Consider the following 17,861-nt stretch of genomic DNA (forward strand, 5'->3'; position numbering starts at 1 on the left):
TAGAGATAGAGATGAACGCTGCACCGTACGACAACGGGCACTCGAGGTCTTGTGAAGGGAAGCAAAAATGAAGCTGATCACGGCAATCGTCAAACCGTTCACCCTGGAGGACGTCAAGACGGGGCTGGAGCAGGCCGGCGTACTCGGAATGACAGTCAGTGAGGTTCAGGGCTACGGCCGCCAGAAGGGCCACACCGAGGTGTACCGAGGCGCGGAGTACTCGGTCGATTTCGTCCCGAAGGTACGCGTCGAGGTAGTCGTCGACGATGCCGCTGTCGAGAAGGTCGTCGAGGTCATCGTCGAGGCTGCGCGCACCGGCAAGATCGGTGACGGCAAGGTCTGGGTTTCCCCGGTCGACTCGGTCATCCGGGTCCGCACCGGAGAACGTGGCGCCGATGCACTCTGACCCCAAAGGGTCTCGGGCCGTGGGCCCCGGTTCTGGCGCGAAAGCGTCAGGGTCGGGGCCTTCGGTCTCCACGGGCTCCGCATCGAAGGGCACGAGCGATGCAGCAGCAGATCTCGCTCGGGCCAGAAAACAACTACTGGACGGCGGAACGCGCAACCGTCGCCTCGATGCACCCTCGCTCAGACAGGCTCTGGTCGATCTCCACGAGTTCTGGTTGACCACCAAAGGTGCCGAGGTCGGCATCAAACCGGACTCCGGTTTCGCGATCGTCGCCGTCGGCGGCCTCGCGCGCCGTGAGCTGCTGCCGTACTCGGACCTGGACCTGATACTGCTGCACGACGATCTAGAGCCACGCATCGTCGCCGATGTCGCAGACAAGCTCTGGTACCCGTTGTGGGACGCCCACATCAAGCTGGATCACAGCGTGCGAACGGTGCCGCAGGCTCTTCAGGTCGCTGCAGCCGATATGACGGCATCCCTCGGGATGCTCGAGGCGCGTCATATCGCCGGCGACGTGGAATTGAGCAATCTTCTGATCGGCGGTGTACGTCGCCAGTGGCGCAACGGCATTCGCGGACGCTTCGACGAACTCATCGAGCAGACCCGCGGGCGGTGGTCGCGCAGCGGCGAGATCGCGCACCGCGCCGAACCCGATCTCAAGAGCGGACGCGGCGGTTTGCGCGACGTGCAACTGCTCGACGCCCTCTCCATCGCCCAGTTGACCGACGGTATGCCCGGGCTCGGGCCCGAATCGCCCGGCGGCGGTTTGGCGTTCGCGCACGGGCGACTGCTGGACGTGCGCACCGAACTGCATCGCGTCGCCGGGCGAGCGCGAGATCAACTGCGCGCGCAGGACGCCGACGAGATCGGTGCGGCACTTCGAATCGGTGATCGCTTCGATCTTGCACGCGTGCTGAGTGATTCGGCACGCACCATCAGCTACTCGGTCGATGTCGGGTTGCGCACCGCCGGGAATTCGCTTCCCCGGCGCGGTCTTTCGCGACTGCGTCGAGTTCCCGTCCGTCGCCCGCTGGACGAAGGCGTCGTCGAGCACGCCGGTGAGGTGGTTCTCGCCCGTGACGCTCGACCGAACAAGGATCCCGGCCTGATCATGCGGGTTGCCGCGGCGTCGGCTCAGACCGGAATGCCCATGTCTGCGTCGACCCTCAACCGCCTGTCCGACAGCGCGCCCGAACTCAGGGAACCGTGGCCGAAGGAAGCTCTCAACGATCTGCTCGTGCTGCTCGGATCGGGGCGCAAAGCGATCGCGGCAATCGAGGCACTGGATCGAACCGGACTGTGGGGCAGGCTCATCCCGGAATGGGGCGCTGTTCGTGACCTACCGCCCCGAGATGCCGTGCACACGTGGACGGTCGATCGGCATCTGGTCGAAACTGCTTCCTACGCAAGCGCATTGACCACCCGAGTTGCGCGTCCGGACCTGTTGGTGCTCGGCGCACTGATCCACGACATCGGTAAGGGACGCGGCGGCGATCACAGCGTCGTCGGCGCAGATCTGGCAGTCCAGATCGGCAACAGACTCGGGCTCTGGCCCTCCGACGTGGCGCTGCTGACCGCAATGGTGCGGTACCACCTGCTGCTGCCGGAGACCGCCACCAGACGCGACCTCGACGACCCGGCAACCGTGCAGACCGTCGTCGATGCACTCGGTGCCGACACCATTCTCCTCGAGCTGCTTCATGCTCTGGCCGAAGCGGATTCGCTCGCCACCGGGCCCGGAGTGTGGGGCGATTGGAAGGCCTCGCTCATCCGCGAGCTCGTGCGTCGCTGTCGAGTGGTGATGGCGGGGGAGAGCCTGCCCTCCCCGGATCCACTGCACCCGGCCCACATCGAACTGGCGGCGCGGGGAGGCGTCCACGTCGACATCGCACCGACCGACGGGCTGCACACCTACGTCGTCACCGTCGTCGCGCCGGACACACCCGGACTGCTCTCCGACGCCGCGGGAGTCCTGGCCCTGCATTCGTTGCGCGTGCTCTCGGCTTCCCTCGGAAGTCACGAGGGGTCGGCGATCAACTCGTTCGATGTCGCCCCGCTTTTCGGATCCCCACCGCAGGCCGGTTTGCTGCGGCAGGAGATCATCCGCGCTCAGGCCGGCGAACTCGACCTCGTCGCGGTGCTCGACGCCAAGGAGCGCGACGCCCGAGCCGAGGCCGTCGAGGACGAAGGAGAGGAATCGGCCGTCCCGGTTCTCTACGCTCAAGCTCCACCTCGCGTGCTGTGGTTCGACGACAACGAACCGGGTCAAGTGGTACTCGAACTGCGAGCAGAGGACCGGCTGGGCCTGCTCTGCAGGTTGGCCAGTGCGATCGAACAGCAGGGATCGGACATCCGTTGGGCACGCGTCTCCACGTTGGGCAGCTCGGTGGTCGACTCGTTCTGCATCGACCTGGCCGGAGCCGACAGCAGAGCGGTCCGCGAGGATCTCGAACGCGCAATACTCGCGGTCGTACCGGCTCCGGAACCGCCCAAGCCCCCGGAAAAGCCGGAAGGCACCTGATCGCGGGTCGGAATGCGAACGCAGACCGACCCGCTCTGGTGACTGTTCACCAACTTTCGGCGGACGGGTACACCGCCGATGCCGATTTGTTATATTCGTCACCGACGCGGAAGCGACACCCCCAGTCGCCTGCACCCTCACTGCTCGAACGATGTCGTTCCTGCAGGCTCCACACTGTTATGCGAGAGGCACGAAAACTGTGGGATCCCACCGACGGTCGACCATCTACACCCCGACCGATATTGCAACGGGCCCGACGCGCGGCAAGCACCGCGCCGTGGATACCACCCCGGACATCGGTCGCAGGGCGGCAACCATCGTCGCGGCAACCGGCGCGATCGTCGTAGGCGCGACCTCGATGGGAGCCGGTACCGCCGGTGCCGCACCGATCCCGGAGCCGCCCACAGCCGGTCTGCCGTTCGCCGTCCCGGAAGGTCTGTTGCCCGCGGGATTCGAGATGCCCCAGTTCGAGCTCCCGCAGTTCGTACCCCCGCAGTTCGCGCCCCCGCCTGCCGCACCGGCACCGCCCGCACCGCCCGCAGCTGCGCCTGCCGAGGCTCTGCCTGCGGCGGAGTCCGAGCCGGCACCGACCCCGGATCCGCTCGCCGCGTTCGTGGCCGATCCCGGTGCGGCCGCGCAGCAGTGGCTCGGCGACGTCGGCCTCGGTCAGGTGGGTATCGGTGACGCGTCACCGCTCGAGAGCCTGCGCTCGCTGAAGAAGGCCACAGTTCAACCCGTGGCAGGAGTGCTCACGTCCAATTTCGGCTCGCGTTGGGGCACTCAGCACAGCGGCCTCGATATCGCGGCGCCGATCGGTACGCCCATCTACTCGGCGGCCGATGGCACGGTGTCCGATGCCGGCCCCGCAGCCGGTTTCGGCCTCTGGGTGAAGGTGCGGCACGACGACGGCACCGAGACCGTCTACGGGCACGTCAACGATTTCTCGGTGCAGCCCGGCCAGCGGGTGTCGGCCGGAGAGGAAATCGCCACCGTCGGCAACCGTGGGCAGTCGACGGGTCCACACCTGCACTTCGAGGTACACGATCCCTCGGGCGTCAAGGTCGATCCGGCACAGTGGCTCGCCACGCGGGGCGTGGCAGTGACGTGGAACGACTCCGCGAGTAAGGCCTGACCGGTCACCAGCGCCGTGTTCGACACGACTGTCGAACGCCCCAGCGACGGCACGGCATGCTGACGCTAGTCTGGTGACCGTGCCGGATTCGGCTCGTTTTCGGTGATCGGCTAGCTCAGGAGTGCAATCGGTGTTCGAATCCCTTTCCGACAGGTTGACCGGGACTCTCAAGGACCTGCGTGGCAAAGGTCGACTGTCCGGCGCGGATATCGACGCCACGGCCCGTGAGATTCGTCTGGCCCTGCTCGAAGCGGACGTGGCGCTGCCCGTCGTACGCGAGTTCATCAACCGCATCAAGGTTCGGGCCAAGGGTGCCGAGGTATCGGGTGCGCTCAACCCCGCCCAGCAGGTAGTGAAGATCGTCAACGAGGAACTGGTCGGCATCCTCGGCGGCGAAACCCGCAGACTCGTCTTCGCCAAGAACCCGCCCACCGTCATCATGCTCGCCGGCCTGCAGGGCTCGGGCAAGACGACCCTCGCGGGCAAGCTCGCGAAATGGCTCAAGGGCCAGGGCCACACCCCACTGCTCGTCGCATGCGACCTGCAGCGTCCCGGTGCTGTCAGCCAGCTTCAGATCGTGGGCGAGCGCGCCGGAGCGGCCGTCTTCGCGCCGCATCCGGGCACGTCCATCGGCGGTGGCGACAACGCACTCGGCGTCTCGGCAGCGGATCCCGTCGAGGTGGCGCGGGCAGGTATCGCCGAGGCTCGCAGCAAGCAGTACGACGTGGTCATCGTGGACACCGCAGGCCGCCTCGGCATCGATACCGAACTGATGAGTCAGGCCGCGGGAATTCGTGACGCGGTCGAGCCGGACGAAACGCTCTTCGTCCTCGACGCCATGGTCGGTCAGGACGCCGTCAGCACCGCCGAGGCTTTCCGTGACGGCGTCGGCTTCACCGGTGTCGTGCTCACCAAACTCGACGGTGATGCTCGAGGCGGTGCCGCGCTGAGCGTGCGCGAGGTGACCGGTCAGCCCATCATGTTCGCCTCGACCGGCGAGAAGCTCGAGGACTTCGACGTCTTCCACCCCGATCGCATGGCCAGCCGCATCCTCGGCATGGGCGATGTGCTCAGCCTCATCGAGCAGGCCGAGCAGCACTTCGACGCCGAGCAGGCCGAGGCGACGGCCAACAAGATCGGCTCAGGGCAGCTCACACTCGACGACTTCCTCGAACAGATGATGGCCGTCCGCAAGATGGGACCCATCGGGAACCTACTGGGAATGCTGCCCGGTGCCGGGCAGATGAAAGAGCTCGCGAACGTCGACGAGAAGCAACTCGACCGCGTCCAGGCGATCATCCGCGGCATGACGCCGCAGGAGCGCACCGACCCGAAGATCATCAATGCCTCTCGGCGGCTCCGAATCGCGAACGGCTCGGGCGTCAAGGTCTCCGACGTCAATCAGCTGGTCGACCGGTTCTTCGAGGCTCGAAAGATGATGTCGGCGATGGCCGGTCGGATGGGCATGCCGGGCGCACGCAAGCAGGTGCGGAACAACAAGAAGGGCAAGAAAGGCAAGAAGGGCGCACGCGGCCCGACTCAGCCGAAGATCCGGGGTGGATTCCCCGGTATGCCGGGTGGAATGCCTGCCGGGATGCCGGACCTGTCGTCCATGCCCAAGGGTCTCGACCAGTTGCCGCCAGGGCTCGAGGGCATCGACCTCTCGCAGCTGAAACTGCCGAAGAAGTAAGCGCACGCACGTGTCGGTGATGCGGGTGCGGGGCCGCGGACTTCCGGACGGGGCCGAGATCGAGCTCTGGATCGACAACGGGGTTCTGTCCACGGAGCCCATCGCCGGAGCCGACCTCGTCCACGACGGCGGGTGGATACTGCCCGGCCTCGTCGACGCGCATTGCCACGTCGGCATCGAATACGGCGGGGGACACACCGACCTGGCGGGGTCCATCGCGCAGGCCGAGACCGAACGAGGCGTCGGCGCACTACTACTGCGAGACGCCGGGTCCCCGGTCGACACCCGCGCGCTGGACGTGCGCGACGACCTTCCTCGAATCATCAGAGCGGGTCGCCACATCGCCTCGCCCAAGCGGTACATCCCGGGCCTGGCGGTCGACATCGAGGACGAATCGCAACTGCCCGAGGCGGTGGCGCAGCAGGCCCGCTTCGGTGACGGATGGGTCAAACTCGTCGGCGACTGGATCGACCGTTCGGTGGGCGATCTTCGACCGCTGTGGACCGACTCGATTCTCGTCGACGCCATCGCCGCTGCCCACGCCGAAGGGGCACGAGTGACTGCCCACGTCTTCGGCGAGGACGCCCTGCCGGGACTGATCGCGGCGGGAATCGACTGCATCGAACACGGCACCGGGCTGACCGACGAGACCATCGAGATGATGGTCGAACACGGCACCGCCCTGGTGCCGACTCTGATCAACATCGAGACATTCCCCGGCATCGCCGATTCCGCCACGCGGTATCCCGTGTACGCCCGGCACATGCGGGCGCTGCACGAACGCGTCGCCGACACCGTCGGGCGAGCGCACGATGCCGGTATCCCGATCTACGCGGGCACCGACGCAGGCGGGTCGATCGCGCACGGACGCATTGCCGACGAAGTTGCCGCACTCGCCGCCGTCGGACTCTCGCCGACCGACGCGCTCGGCGCCGCGTGCTGGGACGCCCGCTCGTGGCTCGGCCGGCAGGGGCTCGAGCACGGCGCGCCCGCAGATCTCGTCGTGTACACCGAAGACCCGCGCGGGGGACCGGAGGTGCTGTCCAACCCCGATCTGGTGATCCTGCGCGGACGAGTGACCGACCGACGCGGCCGGACGACGAGCGGAAGCAGGGGTAGGCAATGACCGAACCCCGCAGCGGCGGTGGACAATTCGATCCGAACCGCCCCAGTTGGGCCGGAATGGCACCGATGAACCACGTTCAGCAACAGGGATCCGGACTGTCCGAAACCTACTGGCGGGCCGAGCAGGCGGCGCTCGAACGCAGACATGGCCAGCGGTGGGGACTCCCGGCTGCAGCGCTGGTGCTCGGAGTCAACCTGGTGGGATTCCTGCTCCTCGGGCTCGTCGTGACGTCCGAGGCCTCGGTTCCGTTCGTGGTGGGAATCATGATTCCCAGCCTCCTCGCCGCGGGACTGGCGGTCGCGATCTCGATGTCTCGGGGCAACGGCCCCGTCGTCGACTTCGGCCTACCCAGATCCACCGCCGAGTTCGTCGGCCATGTCCGATCGGGGCTGGCCTGGGGCGGTGCTGCGCTGGTCGGCGGTCTGTTGCTGGCGCTGATCGTGTTGTCCAGCGTCGACATGGACGGGCAGGTGCCGCTGGGTGACGCCACGACCATGGCCACGACGTGGAAAGTCGTTCTGGTGGTGTGGCTGTGGATCGGGGCACCGATCTGCGAGGAAACGATGTTCCGGGGCATGCTGTGGGGCGCACTCGAAAAGCGCTCGCGCCCGATGCCGATGGCGTGGCTCGGCAATCGGTGGGTCGTTCTGGTGATCACCGCCGTGCTGTTCGCGATCTGGCATCGCGAGTGGTGGCGCTTCGTGGTTCTGCTGTGGGGAGGATTCGCGATCGGCATCGCTCGAATGCGCACCGGCTCGATCGTCGCGTCGACCACTGCCCATTCCGTCAACAACACCCTCCCTGCCCTGGCAATCCTGCTTGCGTGACCGAAGTGGTTCTGCAGGGTCGATTCACGGATCGGGTTGCCCGTCTGGCACAATGAACAGCTGTTCGCCCGTCATCCGGTTACGTACCGAGCGGCGGTCACAACAACCTTCAACGCAAAACCGGGTTCGCATTCCGTGTGAACCGCTGAATTGCGCCGTGACCAACTTTCGAGAGGCTCCACCAGAACATGGCTGTCAAGATCAAGCTCATGCGTATCGGCAAGATCCGCACCCCGCACTACCGCGTTGTCATCGCCGATGCCCGCACCCGTCGTAACGGCCGTGCGATCGAGACCATCGGCACGTACGAGCCCAAGCAGGACCCCAGCATCATCGAGATCAACTCCGAGCGGGCGCAGTACTGGCTGGGCGTCGGCGCACAGCCGACCGAGCCTGTCGAGGCACTGCTCAAGATCACCGGCGACTGGCAGAAGTTCAAGGGCCTCCCCGGCGCAGAGGGAACGCTCCGCCTCGCCGAGCCCAAGCCGTCCAAGCTCGACCTGTTCAACGCCGCACTGGCGCAGGCCGACTCCGAGCCCCAGGGCGAGGCCACCACCGCCAAGAAGAAGAAGGCTCCGAAGTCTGACGACGCCGTCGCCGAGACCACCGACGCTGCAGCAACCGAGACGGCAGACGCGCCGGCCGCCGAGGCTGCTGAGAAGTGAGTGCCGTTGTCGCCGATGCCGTCGAACATCTCGTTCGTGGCATCGTCGCCAATCCCGATGACGTTCGCGTCGAGATGATCACCGGCCGTCGGGGTCGCACAGTGGAAGTCCACGTGCACCCCGATGACTTGGGGAAGGTCATCGGACGCGGCGGTCGCACCGCCACGGCGCTGCGCACACTCGTCTCGGGTATCGGTGGTCGCGGCATCCGTGTCGACGTGGTCGACACGGACCAGTAGGTCACGTACCGATAATGGAGCTGGTCATCGGCCGTGTTGCGAAGTCACACGGCATCAAAGGCGAAGTGGTCGTCGAGGTTCGCACCGACGATCCCGACAACCGTTTCGCCGAAGGAACCGTTCTTCGCGGCCGCAAACCCCGATCGAACGCAGCACCGGCCCCGTACACAGTGGACGCCGTCCGAGAACATTCCGGGCGGCTTCTGCTGCGTCTGAACGGAATCGAAGACAAGACTGCCGCCGATCAACTCCGCGGCATTCTGTTCGTCGTCGAATCCACCGATCTTCCGCCGTCCGACGACCCCGACGAGTACTACGACCACGAACTCGAAGGTCTCACGGTGATCCTGACCGACGGTGCCGTCGTGGGAACGGTCCGCGAAGTCCTGCACTCGGCAGCGGGGGAGTTGCTCTCCATCCGGCCCGACTCGAACATGTTCGGCGACGGCACACGCGCAGAAATTCTCGTCCCGTTCGTTGCCGCCATCGTGACCTCGGTGTCGTTGGCCGACAAGACGATCGAGATCGATCCCCCCGAGGGTCTGCTGGATCCGGAGTAGAGCGTGCGCCTCGACGTCGTCACCATCTTCCCGGAATACCTCGCGCCACTGCGAACTGCCCTGTTGGGCAAGGCAATCGACCGCGGACTCGTCTCCGTCGACGTTCACGATCTGCGGTCGTGGACACACGATGTGCACAAAGCCGTCGACGATTCCCCGTACGGCGGCGGACCGGGAATGGTCATGAAGCCGACAGTCTGGGGTGCCGCCCTCGACGACGTGCTGACCGAGGATGCGTTACTCGTCGTACCGACCCCCGCCGGGGTTCCGTTCACCCAGCGCACAGCCGAGCGGTGGTCCACCGAGCAGCATCTGGTGTTCGCGTGCGGCCGATACGAAGGCATCGATCAACGTGTGTTCGACGATGCCGCACGCCGGGTCCGCGTCGAGGAGGTCAGTATCGGCGATTACGTGCTCATCGGCGGCGAAGCAGCAGTGCTGGTGATGGCGGAGGCCGTGGTTCGGCTGATGCCCGGAGTGCTCGGCAATCAGCAGTCGCACCAGGAGGATTCGTTCTCCGACGGTCTGCTGGAAGGACCGAGTTACACACGCCCTGCCCGGTGGCGGGATCTCGACGTTCCCGAGATACTTCTCTCCGGCGACCACGCGAAAATAGCGGCGTGGCGTCGAGATCGGTCACTGGAACGGACCGCCGAGCGTCGTCCGGACTTGTTGCGCGAGCACTGAATTCAGCTGATCGTCCCGTTGGGAAAGAGCATCGAGACGAAGCCGGTGAGAGTGTCCCTCGCATGCAGAGCGCTGGCGTCGTCGCTGACATCCATCACCGCAGTATCCGGATACTTCTCCATGTCGTCGGAGTAGAAGATGTCTTCTCGTGACGACAACGCCAGAACGTAGCGGTTGTCGACACCGATCGTGCCCGTCGACAGATGCACCCACCGGTCGGACACGCAGCACATCCATCCCTGTTTCACAGCGTGCACGGTCTCGCCCGGCAGCCCGTCGACGATTCCGAAGTGTTGTCTGTAGCCGTCTGCGGCAACCGGTGCCGAACGCCGCAGCATCCCGATGATGACGTCGGTCGACGCGGTGGTCAGACCACCGCTACCGTTCAGCAATCCCGCGTAGTAGCCGACCAGATCGCTGGGCGTTGTCCCGGTGTTGTACCACTGGTCGTCGCCCGGTTCGGTGGTGTTTCTCAGGCCGTAGCGGGCTGCAACCGCTCGAACGATCTCGGAGGAACCGTAGCGATACCAGAGGGTGTACGCGGCGTTGTCGTCGGAGCGCTCCAGCATGTCGGTCATGATCGTGAGTTCGGCGGCCGGGACGGGACGGTTTTCCGACTGTGCTCGAAACATCACCTCGTCGGCGATGAAGAGTTTGGACACCGACGCGGTTTCGACCTGTGCATCGGCATTGCTGCTGTAGTACGAGCCGGTCCGACGATCCAGCAGCGCGAAGTCGACGTCTGCACCTCGTGCCTGCGCCGACGCGATCGCCATCGGAATACGAGCTTCGAGGGCCACGCCGTCGACCTTCTCCATATCGGGAAACGGCGATGCCGAGGTCTCTGCTGTCGCCTTCGAGGCGGAGTCACCGACCTGATCGTCCGGCGGAATCGAACACCCGGCCAGCAGTAGGGAGGCGCAGGTCGCAGCCAGGAATCGAGACCCCCTGACCATCCGAGTATCTCTCCCACACGTTGAACCGCCGACCGACCTGTCCCACAGTAGCGGTAGGGTCCATCGCCGTGACCACTGCTCTGAAATCTGTGAACAAGCGCATAGCCGAAGAACTCGACGTTCGCGAAGAACAAGTCCGCGCGGCGGTAGAACTGCTCGACGGCGGGTCGACCGTCCCGTTCATCGCGCGCTACCGCAAGGAGGTCACCGGCACCCTCGACGACGCGCAACTGCGTCAGCTCGACGAGCGGCTGCGGTACCTACGCGAACTCGACGAGCGCCGAGACGCCGTCATCGAATCGATTCGCGCGCAGGGCAAGCTCGACGACGCACTGGAGCAGGCGTTGATGACGGCCGACACCAAAGCCCGCGTCGAGGACATCTATCTTCCGTTCAAGCCCAAGCGTCGAACCAAGGCGCAGATCGCGCGCGAGGCCGGGCACGAGCCCGTCGCCGACGCACTGTTCTCCGATCCGACAAAGGATCCGAGTCGGTTCGATCAAGAGCAGCTCGATGGTGCGCGGGCGATTCTCGTCGAGCGTTTCGCCGAGGACGCCGACCTCGTGGGTGAACTCCGCGAACTGATGTGGACCTCCGGCAAGCTCGTCGCGACCGTCCGCAAGGGCAAGGAGGAGGAAGGTGCCAAGTTCTCCGACTATTTCGAGTTCTCCGAACCGTTCACGAGCCTGCCCTCGCACCGCATCCTCGCCACCCTCCGGGGTGAGAAGGAGGAAGTGCTCTCGCTGGGTTTCGAGCCCGAGCGTGACGAACCGACACCCGGGGTACCGAGCGTCTACGAGGGTCGGATCGCCACCAAGTTCGGGATCGCGAATCGGGGCAGGCCCGCCGACAAATGGCTGCTCGATACCGTCCGATGGGCGTGGCGCACCAAGATGCTGGTCACTGTCTCGCTCGATACCCGCATGCGGCTGCGTCAGTCGGCCGAGAAGGATGCCGTCGACGTGTTCGCCAGCAACCTCAAGGACCTACTGCTCGCCGCGCCGGCAGGCAACCGCACCACGATGGGCCTCGACCCGGGCTTTCGTACCGGCACCAAGGTCGCGATAGTCGACGCCACCGGCAAGGTCGTCGACTACGACACCATCTACCCGCACAAACCGCAGGGTAAGTGGGATCAGGCAGTGGCCACTCTCGCAGGCCTCGCGGCCAAGCACGAAGTGGAGCTCATCGCTATCGGAAACGGCACCGCGTCACGTGAAACCGATTCTCTGGCAGCAGAATTGATCGCGAAGTTCCCGGCCGCCAACCTGACCAAGGTGGTGGTGTCCGAGGCCGGCGCATCGGTGTACTCCGCCTCCGCCTACGCCTCGAGCGAGTTGCCCGAACTCGACGTCTCGATCCGCGGTGCCGTCTCGATTGCCCGCAGATTGCAGGATCCACTGGCAGAGTTGGTCAAGATCGACCCCAAGTCCATCGGCGTCGGGCAGTACCAGCACGACATCTCCGAAACCCTGCTCGCCCGATCCCTGGGTGCTGTCGTGGAGGACGCGGTGAACGCTGTCGGCGTCGACGTCAACACCGCGTCGGTGCCGCTGCTATCGCGGGTCTCGGGAATCGCCGGGTCCCTTGCCGAGAGCATCGTGGCGCACCGCGACCAGAACGGGCCGTTCTCCAGCCGCAGCACACTCAAGGACGTACCACGCCTGGGGCCCAAGGCTTTCGAGCAGTGCGCCGGATTCCTTCGCATCTCCGGGGGAGAAGATCCACTCGACCGGTCGAGTGTGCACCCGGAGGCATATCCCGTCGTGCGGCGCATCGTCGGCAAGGCCGGCGTCGGAGTGCGGGAGGTCATGGGCAACACGGCGCTGCTGCGCGGTCTCGATCCCGCCGAATTCGCCGACGAGCGATTCGGCTTGCCCACCGTCACCGACATCATCTCCGAACTCGAGAAGCCGGGCCGCGATCCTCGTCCCGAATTCAAGACAGCGACCTTCGCCGCCGGAATCGAGAAGGTCGCCGACCTGAAGCCCGGCATGACACTCGAGGGTGTGGTGACCAACGTGGCGGCGTTCGGTGCCTTCGTCGACGTCGGTGTGCACCAGGACGGGCTCGTTCACGTCTCGGCGATGTCGCACAACTTCGTCAAGGACCCCCGTGAGGTCGTCAAGTCCGGCGACGTCGTGCGCGTCAAGGTGATGGAAGTCGACATCCCCCGTCAACGCATCGGTCTGAGCCTGCGGCTCGACGACGAACCCGGCGCGCCCGGCGGCGGAAAGGACGCCCCGCGCGGAGCGCAGGGTGGTCGACCGCGCGGTCCGAGCCAGGGACGGGATGGCGGCAACCAGGGCGGTCGTGGCCAAGGCGCGCGTCCGCAACGCGATCGCCGAACGGCAGGCGGTGGCGGCGCGGCGACACCTGCGGCCGGTTCGATGGCCGAGGCGCTACGCAAGGCCGGATTCGGAAAGTAGTGGGCGGTTCCTTCGTCGTTGCCGTCCTGGGCGGTGCCGGACGCGAATAGTGTGAAGTGCGGTTCACCGGCCTGTCGGCCGACGGCAGGAAGGACGTGAGGCGCACGTGAGGTGGTTGCAACACGGGGTCGTCGATCATGGTCGCCTGCCGTTGCTGTGCTTCCTGCTGGGACTGCTGGTGGGTTTCCTGCTGATCCGTTTCAGCGTGAGGATGATTCGCGCGGAGGTGAAGTGGTGGCCGGGAAACATCACTCCCGGCGGTCAGCACATCCACCACGTCGTATTCGGAATCGTCCTGATGCTGCTGGCGGGGATCGGGCTGATCGCGGTGTACGTCGACGGTTCCCAGGCGGTCGGCGCGGTGCTGGCGGCGATCTTCGGTATCGGAGCTGCGCTCGTCCTCGACGAGTTCGCGTTGATCTTCTATCTGCGCGATGTCTACTGGTCCGAGCAGGGTCGCACGTCGGTCGACGCCGTCTTCGCGGCCGTGGCGTTCACCGGCCTGCTGCTACTCGGCTTCCACCCGCTGGAGTTGCTGAGCCCGGCGGACTTCCGTGCCGATCCCGATCCGTGGGTACGCGGGGCCTTGGCTGCGTCGGCGCTGATCAATTTGGCGCTGTGCGTCATCGTTCTGCTCAAGGGCAAGATCTGGACCGGTCTCGTGGGACTCTTCGTGCTGCCGATCCTGATGCTGGCTGCAGTGCGGTTGAGCAGACCGAGCGCACCGTGGGCGAGGTGGCGCTACACCCGCAGGCCGAAGAAGATGGAGCGAGCCCTGCGGCGAGAGAAGCGCTGGCGACGCCCGCTCATTCGGGCCAAGATCTACCTGCAGGACGCAATTGCGGGCAAGCCGAGCATCATCCACGCGCGCGAGGCCACCGAGGACGAGTTGGCACGCACCGTCCGGCCCGCGCCGGTGGCGGGTGCTGCTCCCGCAGCACGCGCCGAGTCGATTTCGTCGAATGCCTGATGGTCTGGCACAATGGTCGGGTTGCCTCTAGCAGGCACGAACCTCACTCGGAGTACGAACCAGTCGAGCCGCTGCATCAGCGAGCCGCTCGGTTCCTCTGCTCATGCGCAGAACGCAAGGATGGCACTACCGATGAACACTTTGGACTTTCTCGACAATCAGTCGCTCCGTGGCGACATCCCCGATTTCCGCCCCGGCGACACGCTGAACGTGCACGTCAAGGTCATCGAGGGCTCGAAAGAGCGCATCCAGATCTTCAAGGGCGTCGTCATCCGACGTCAGGGCGGTGGCGTTCGCGAGACGTTCACGGTTCGCAAGGTCTCGTTCGGCGTAGGCGTCGAGCGCACCTTCCCGGTGCACAGCCCCAACATCGCGCAGTTCGAGGTCCTCACCCGCGGTGACGTCCGTCGCGCCAAGCTCTACTACCTCCGCGATCTGCGTGGCAAGGCCGCCAAGATCAAGGAAAAGCGCTGACCGGTTTCGCCCGGCCACACATCTGACTCTCCATGCCGCGTCGCCCGTCAGGGCGGCGCGGCATGGTGCGTTTCGCCCCGCTCGTGGCCCGTTCGGAGAGGCGAGAAGGGGATCGACGGCAGGAAAACGCCCGTGCGCAGACCGTCCGGCCGCGCAGGCGAGAGTTCCGGCTAACCTGATCACGTGACTCAGTCCCCACAGGATCCAACCGACGAACCCGACGAGTCTTCACGGAACAAGCGTCGGGAACGCAAGCCTCGATCGTTCTGGCGCGAGCTTCCCATTCTCATTCTGGTTGCACTGGTGCTGAGTTTTCTGCTCCAGACGTTCGTCGCTCGGGTGTACCTGATTCCCTCCGAGTCGATGGAACCCACCTTGCACGGCTGCGCCGGCTGTACCGGTGACCGCATAGTGGTGGAAAAGATCGGATACCGATTCGGCGAGCCGAAGCCCGGGGACATCGTGGTTTTCCGTGGCCCGGACTCGTGGAACGACGAATTCGTGTCGCAGCGTTCCGACAATGCAGTGATACGAGGGGCACAGGAGGTCGGCTCGTTGATCGGAGTCGTCGCTCCCGACGAGAACGATCTGGTCAAGCGCGTTGTCGCCACCGGTGGTCAGACCGTCGAGTGCTGCGACGACCAGGGTCGGGTTCTCGTCGACGGAAAGCCCTTGGACGAGCCCTACATTCAAATGGATTTTCCGTTCGTCCCGGACACGATGACCTGTGAGACCGAGCTGAAGTCGGGGCGGTGCTTCGATCCCGTCACGGTGCCCGAGGGCAACATCTGGGTGATGGGAGACAATCGCAGCAATTCGCGTGATTCCCGCTATCACATCACCGACGAGTTCACCGGTACCGTTCCGCTCGACAATGTGATCGGCAAAGCCGTCTTCATCGCACTGCCGCCGTCACGAACAGGCCTTCTGGATTCTCCGGACATCCAGGGTCGATGACTGCGAGCCCCCGACGCACGCCACGGGCGCGCGCAACGCTGACTCGGTCCTCGTGGCCCCCGCGTCCGATCATCCGGAAGGCTGCCGGTTTGCGGACGATGGAGTCGGCGTTGGAGCGAGGTGGTCTCGGACCGGTAGCGGGAGTCGACGAAGCGGGGAGAGGAGCGTGCGCGGGTCCGTTGACGGTGGCGGCGTGCGTTCTCGGCGCACGGGCACACGCAGCTCTGGCGGACCTCGACGATTCGAAGAAGTTGACCGAGCGTCGACGCGAGGAACTGTTCCCCAAGATCCAGAAGTTGGCGCTGGCATGGAGCGTTGTGTTCATCGACGCGGCCGAGGTCGACCGCATCGGGGTGCATGTGGCGAACATCGAAGGAATGCGACGTGCGGTCGCCGGGCTCGGCGTGACCCCCGGATATGTGCTCACCGACGGCTTCCGGGTACCCGGTCTCCCGGTTCCGTCGTTGCCGGTGATCGGCGGTGACGCCACGGCGGCGTGCATCGCTGCGGCGAGTGTGCTGGCGAAGGTCTCACGGGATCGGTCGATGGTGCAGTTGGACAAGGAGATTCCGGGGTACGGATTCGCCGTACACAAGGGGTACAGCACGCGCGCTCATTCGGCCGCCATGACTGCTCTCGGTCCCAGCCGGGAACATCGACTGTCGTACGCGAACGTCGCGGCTGCCGCCGCTGGTCTCTCTCGAGGCTTGTCTGTGGGTCGTTCCGCAGGCTCCACTCCCGGTGTCGAGGCCCTGGGGCGAATGGACTGTCATGACGCCGGTGCGCGATGATTGATATTCACGCCCGACTGGAGGATGAAAAAAGCCGATGAGTGCCGAAGATCTCGAAAAGTACGAAACCGAGATGGAACTCTCGCTCTATCGCGAGTACCGGGACATCGTGGGTCAGTTCAACTACGTCGTCGAAACCGAACGTCGGTTCTACCTGGCGAACTCCGTCGAACTCATTCCGCACAACGCCGACGGTGAAATCTACTTCGAACTGCGAATGTCCGACTCGTGGGTGTGGGACATGTATCGCCCCGCCCGTTTCGTCAAGCATGTCCGCGTCATCACCTTCAAGGACGTCAACATCGAAGAGTTGGACAAACCGGATCTTCGGCTACCGGAATAGCTGTACCGGTGGGTCGCGCCGACCTCGAGTCGCCACCGTCGTCCTGGACGTGAGCGACGCATCCTGCATCTCGTACCGAAGCGATGGCCCGCTCGATGCCATCGCTCGATTCCACTGGCGCTGCCCCGAGGGAAACCGGACACCCGACCGAATCGGTCCGGGTGTTCTGTTTATCGCCCCGGCGTCACGGAACGTTATGCAGAATGGAATCACGCGTGAAGCCGCTACAAGCGAAAATGGTTGCGCACCAAACTAATTCGAGTATCGGCGTTTGTTTGTGGAAAAGTACCCAAAATTCTGCACCGATATTCGTCGTTTGGATACCTGTAGAACGGCAGCAGTTCTTTGCATCCACACGAGAATGGGTGGTAGAACTTGAATATCACATCCCCCAGACGTGTAAGAGGTACGAGATGGCACGCAAGACACTTGTCCAGATGATCGACGATGTCGACGGTTCGGTTATCAAAGACGGTCAAGGTGAATCCATCGAATTCGGCATCGGTGGAAACCAGTACCGCATCGATTTGAATCTGAAACACGCCAACGAATTGCACGAACAGCTGGCATTCTGGATCGAGCACGCAGAGAAGGTTTCCGGACGACGTGCCCGCAAGAGTGGCACCGCCGCAGCACCGGTTCGCGGCAAGGTCGATCTGCAGGACATTCGGGCGTGGGCACGCGAGAACGGCCACGAAGTCAGTGCCCGCGGTCGCATCAGTCAGGACGTGCAAGCAGCCTACGAGGCTGCCCACTGATCGTGTCCTGACGCCGCGGCTTTCGCCGCGGCCTCACACCCTCGTATCGGTCTCTCGGTTCGAGGACCTGCGCAGTGCATCAGCTCCGTCCGAATCCTGAATCCGGACGGGGCTTTTCGCATGTTCGAGCCACGTGTTGTACGCCTCGGTGAGACTCGCTGCGCCCTAGCACAATGGTCCGACAAAACCGACAACTCGCCGCCGACATTCGAGCCGTCGGTCCACAGGTAACCGGTTGTCCACAGGGCAATTACCCACCTGCAGTTTCCTCCTTTCTCCTCCATTCGGTCGTGCCACCGTCGAGATGACCGAATCGGCCGCAATGTGCGG

18 protein-coding genes are annotated in these 17,861 nt (G+C 64.9%); 17 read left to right on the plus strand and 1 reads right to left on the minus strand.

Annotation, left to right across the window (positions count from 1 at the left end; genetic code table 11):
* Positions 1-67 precede the first annotated feature (67 nt).
* The 10 genes from ACNEOT_RS13130 (at position 68) to trmD (ending at position 9,853) form a co-directional block, all read left to right on the plus strand.
* Positions 68-406 carry a P-II family nitrogen regulator gene (locus ACNEOT_RS13130; protein WP_019664269.1) on the plus strand — a complete coding sequence of 113 codons (339 nt, stop codon included), beginning with the start codon at positions 68-70 and terminating at the stop codon, positions 404-406.
* Positions 396-2,927: a [protein-PII] uridylyltransferase gene (locus tag ACNEOT_RS13135; protein WP_415974466.1), complete on the plus strand. Its 2,532-nt coding sequence runs from the start codon at positions 396-398 to the stop codon at positions 2,925-2,927. Before ACNEOT_RS13130 ends, ACNEOT_RS13135 begins: the two co-directional genes overlap by 11 nt.
* 199 nt (positions 2,928-3,126) lie before the next feature.
* Positions 3,127-4,059 carry a peptidoglycan DD-metalloendopeptidase family protein gene (locus ACNEOT_RS13140; protein ID WP_415974467.1) on the plus strand — a complete coding sequence of 311 codons (933 nt, stop codon included), beginning with the start codon at positions 3,127-3,129 and terminating at the stop codon, positions 4,057-4,059.
* A gap of 130 nt (positions 4,060-4,189) precedes the next feature.
* On the plus strand, positions 4,190-5,749 hold the full coding sequence (ffh, locus tag ACNEOT_RS13145; protein WP_415974468.1) for a signal recognition particle protein: 1,560 nt from the start codon (positions 4,190-4,192) through the stop codon (positions 5,747-5,749).
* Between the two features lie 19 nt (positions 5,750-5,768).
* The gene (locus ACNEOT_RS13150) at positions 5,769-6,875 is read left to right on the plus strand and encodes an amidohydrolase family protein (RefSeq protein WP_415975139.1); all 1,107 of its coding nucleotides are present in this window, start codon (positions 5,769-5,771) and stop codon (positions 6,873-6,875) included.
* Positions 6,872-7,702, plus strand: a complete 831-nt coding sequence (locus ACNEOT_RS13155; RefSeq protein WP_415974469.1) for a lysostaphin resistance A-like protein — start codon at positions 6,872-6,874, stop codon at positions 7,700-7,702. Before ACNEOT_RS13150 ends, ACNEOT_RS13155 begins: the two co-directional genes overlap by 4 nt.
* 188 nt (positions 7,703-7,890) lie before the next feature.
* A complete protein-coding gene (gene rpsP, locus ACNEOT_RS13160) occupies positions 7,891-8,367 on the plus strand; it encodes a 30S ribosomal protein S16 (protein ID WP_415974470.1) in 477 nt (158 codons plus the stop codon).
* Positions 8,364-8,606 (plus strand): RNA-binding protein, encoded by a 243-nt coding sequence (locus ACNEOT_RS13165; RefSeq protein ID WP_027496687.1) that lies wholly within the window; start codon positions 8,364-8,366, stop codon positions 8,604-8,606. The genes rpsP and ACNEOT_RS13165 overlap by 4 nt, the downstream gene beginning before the upstream one ends.
* Positions 8,607-8,620: 14 nt before the next feature.
* On the plus strand, positions 8,621-9,166 hold the full coding sequence (gene rimM / locus ACNEOT_RS13170) for a ribosome maturation factor RimM (RefSeq protein ID WP_415974471.1): 546 nt from the start codon (positions 8,621-8,623) through the stop codon (positions 9,164-9,166).
* A 3-nt stretch (positions 9,167-9,169) separates the two neighbouring features.
* A complete protein-coding gene (gene trmD / locus ACNEOT_RS13175) occupies positions 9,170-9,853 on the plus strand; it encodes a tRNA (guanosine(37)-N1)-methyltransferase TrmD (RefSeq protein ID WP_415974472.1) in 684 nt (227 codons plus the stop codon).
* Positions 9,854-9,855: 2 nt separating this feature from the next.
* On the opposite strand, the gene ACNEOT_RS13180 is transcribed toward trmD, so the two are convergent.
* Positions 9,856-10,809, minus strand: coding sequence for a serine hydrolase (locus ACNEOT_RS13180; protein ID WP_415974473.1), 954 nt, complete (start codon positions 10,807-10,809; stop codon positions 9,856-9,858).
* A gap of 68 nt (positions 10,810-10,877) precedes the next feature.
* Between ACNEOT_RS13180 and ACNEOT_RS13185 the strand changes: the two genes are divergently transcribed.
* The 7 genes from ACNEOT_RS13185 to ACNEOT_RS13215 all read left to right on the plus strand — a co-directional run bounded on the left by ACNEOT_RS13185 (position 10,878) and on the right by ACNEOT_RS13215 (position 17,531).
* Positions 10,878-13,238 (plus strand): Tex family protein, encoded by a 2,361-nt coding sequence (locus ACNEOT_RS13185; RefSeq protein ID WP_415974474.1) that lies wholly within the window; start codon positions 10,878-10,880, stop codon positions 13,236-13,238.
* Between the two features lie 115 nt (positions 13,239-13,353).
* Positions 13,354-14,208 carry a hypothetical protein gene (locus tag ACNEOT_RS13190; protein WP_415975141.1) on the plus strand — a complete coding sequence of 285 codons (855 nt, stop codon included), beginning with the start codon at positions 13,354-13,356 and terminating at the stop codon, positions 14,206-14,208.
* Between the two features lie 132 nt (positions 14,209-14,340).
* On the plus strand, positions 14,341-14,682 hold the full coding sequence (gene rplS / locus ACNEOT_RS13195) for a 50S ribosomal protein L19 (protein ID WP_032378188.1): 342 nt from the start codon (positions 14,341-14,343) through the stop codon (positions 14,680-14,682).
* Between the two features lie 183 nt (positions 14,683-14,865).
* Complete coding sequence (gene lepB / locus ACNEOT_RS13200; RefSeq protein ID WP_415974475.1) at positions 14,866-15,639, plus strand: signal peptidase I; 774 nt, start codon at positions 14,866-14,868, stop codon at positions 15,637-15,639.
* A complete protein-coding gene (locus ACNEOT_RS13205) occupies positions 15,636-16,430 on the plus strand; it encodes a ribonuclease HII (RefSeq protein ID WP_415974476.1) in 795 nt (264 codons plus the stop codon). Before lepB ends, ACNEOT_RS13205 begins: the two co-directional genes overlap by 4 nt.
* 37 nt (positions 16,431-16,467) lie before the next feature.
* Complete coding sequence (locus tag ACNEOT_RS13210) at positions 16,468-16,773, plus strand: DUF2469 domain-containing protein (RefSeq protein WP_008717288.1); 306 nt, start codon at positions 16,468-16,470, stop codon at positions 16,771-16,773.
* A 215-nt stretch (positions 16,774-16,988) separates the two neighbouring features.
* Positions 16,989-17,531, plus strand: a complete 543-nt coding sequence (locus ACNEOT_RS13215) for a histone-like nucleoid-structuring protein Lsr2 (RefSeq protein WP_415974477.1) — start codon at positions 16,989-16,991, stop codon at positions 17,529-17,531.
* Positions 17,532-17,861 lie beyond the last annotated feature (330 nt).

This window comes from Rhodococcus sp. 077-4, assembly GCF_047782425.1.
Classification (GTDB): Bacteria; Actinomycetota; Actinomycetes; order Mycobacteriales; family Mycobacteriaceae; genus Rhodococcoides.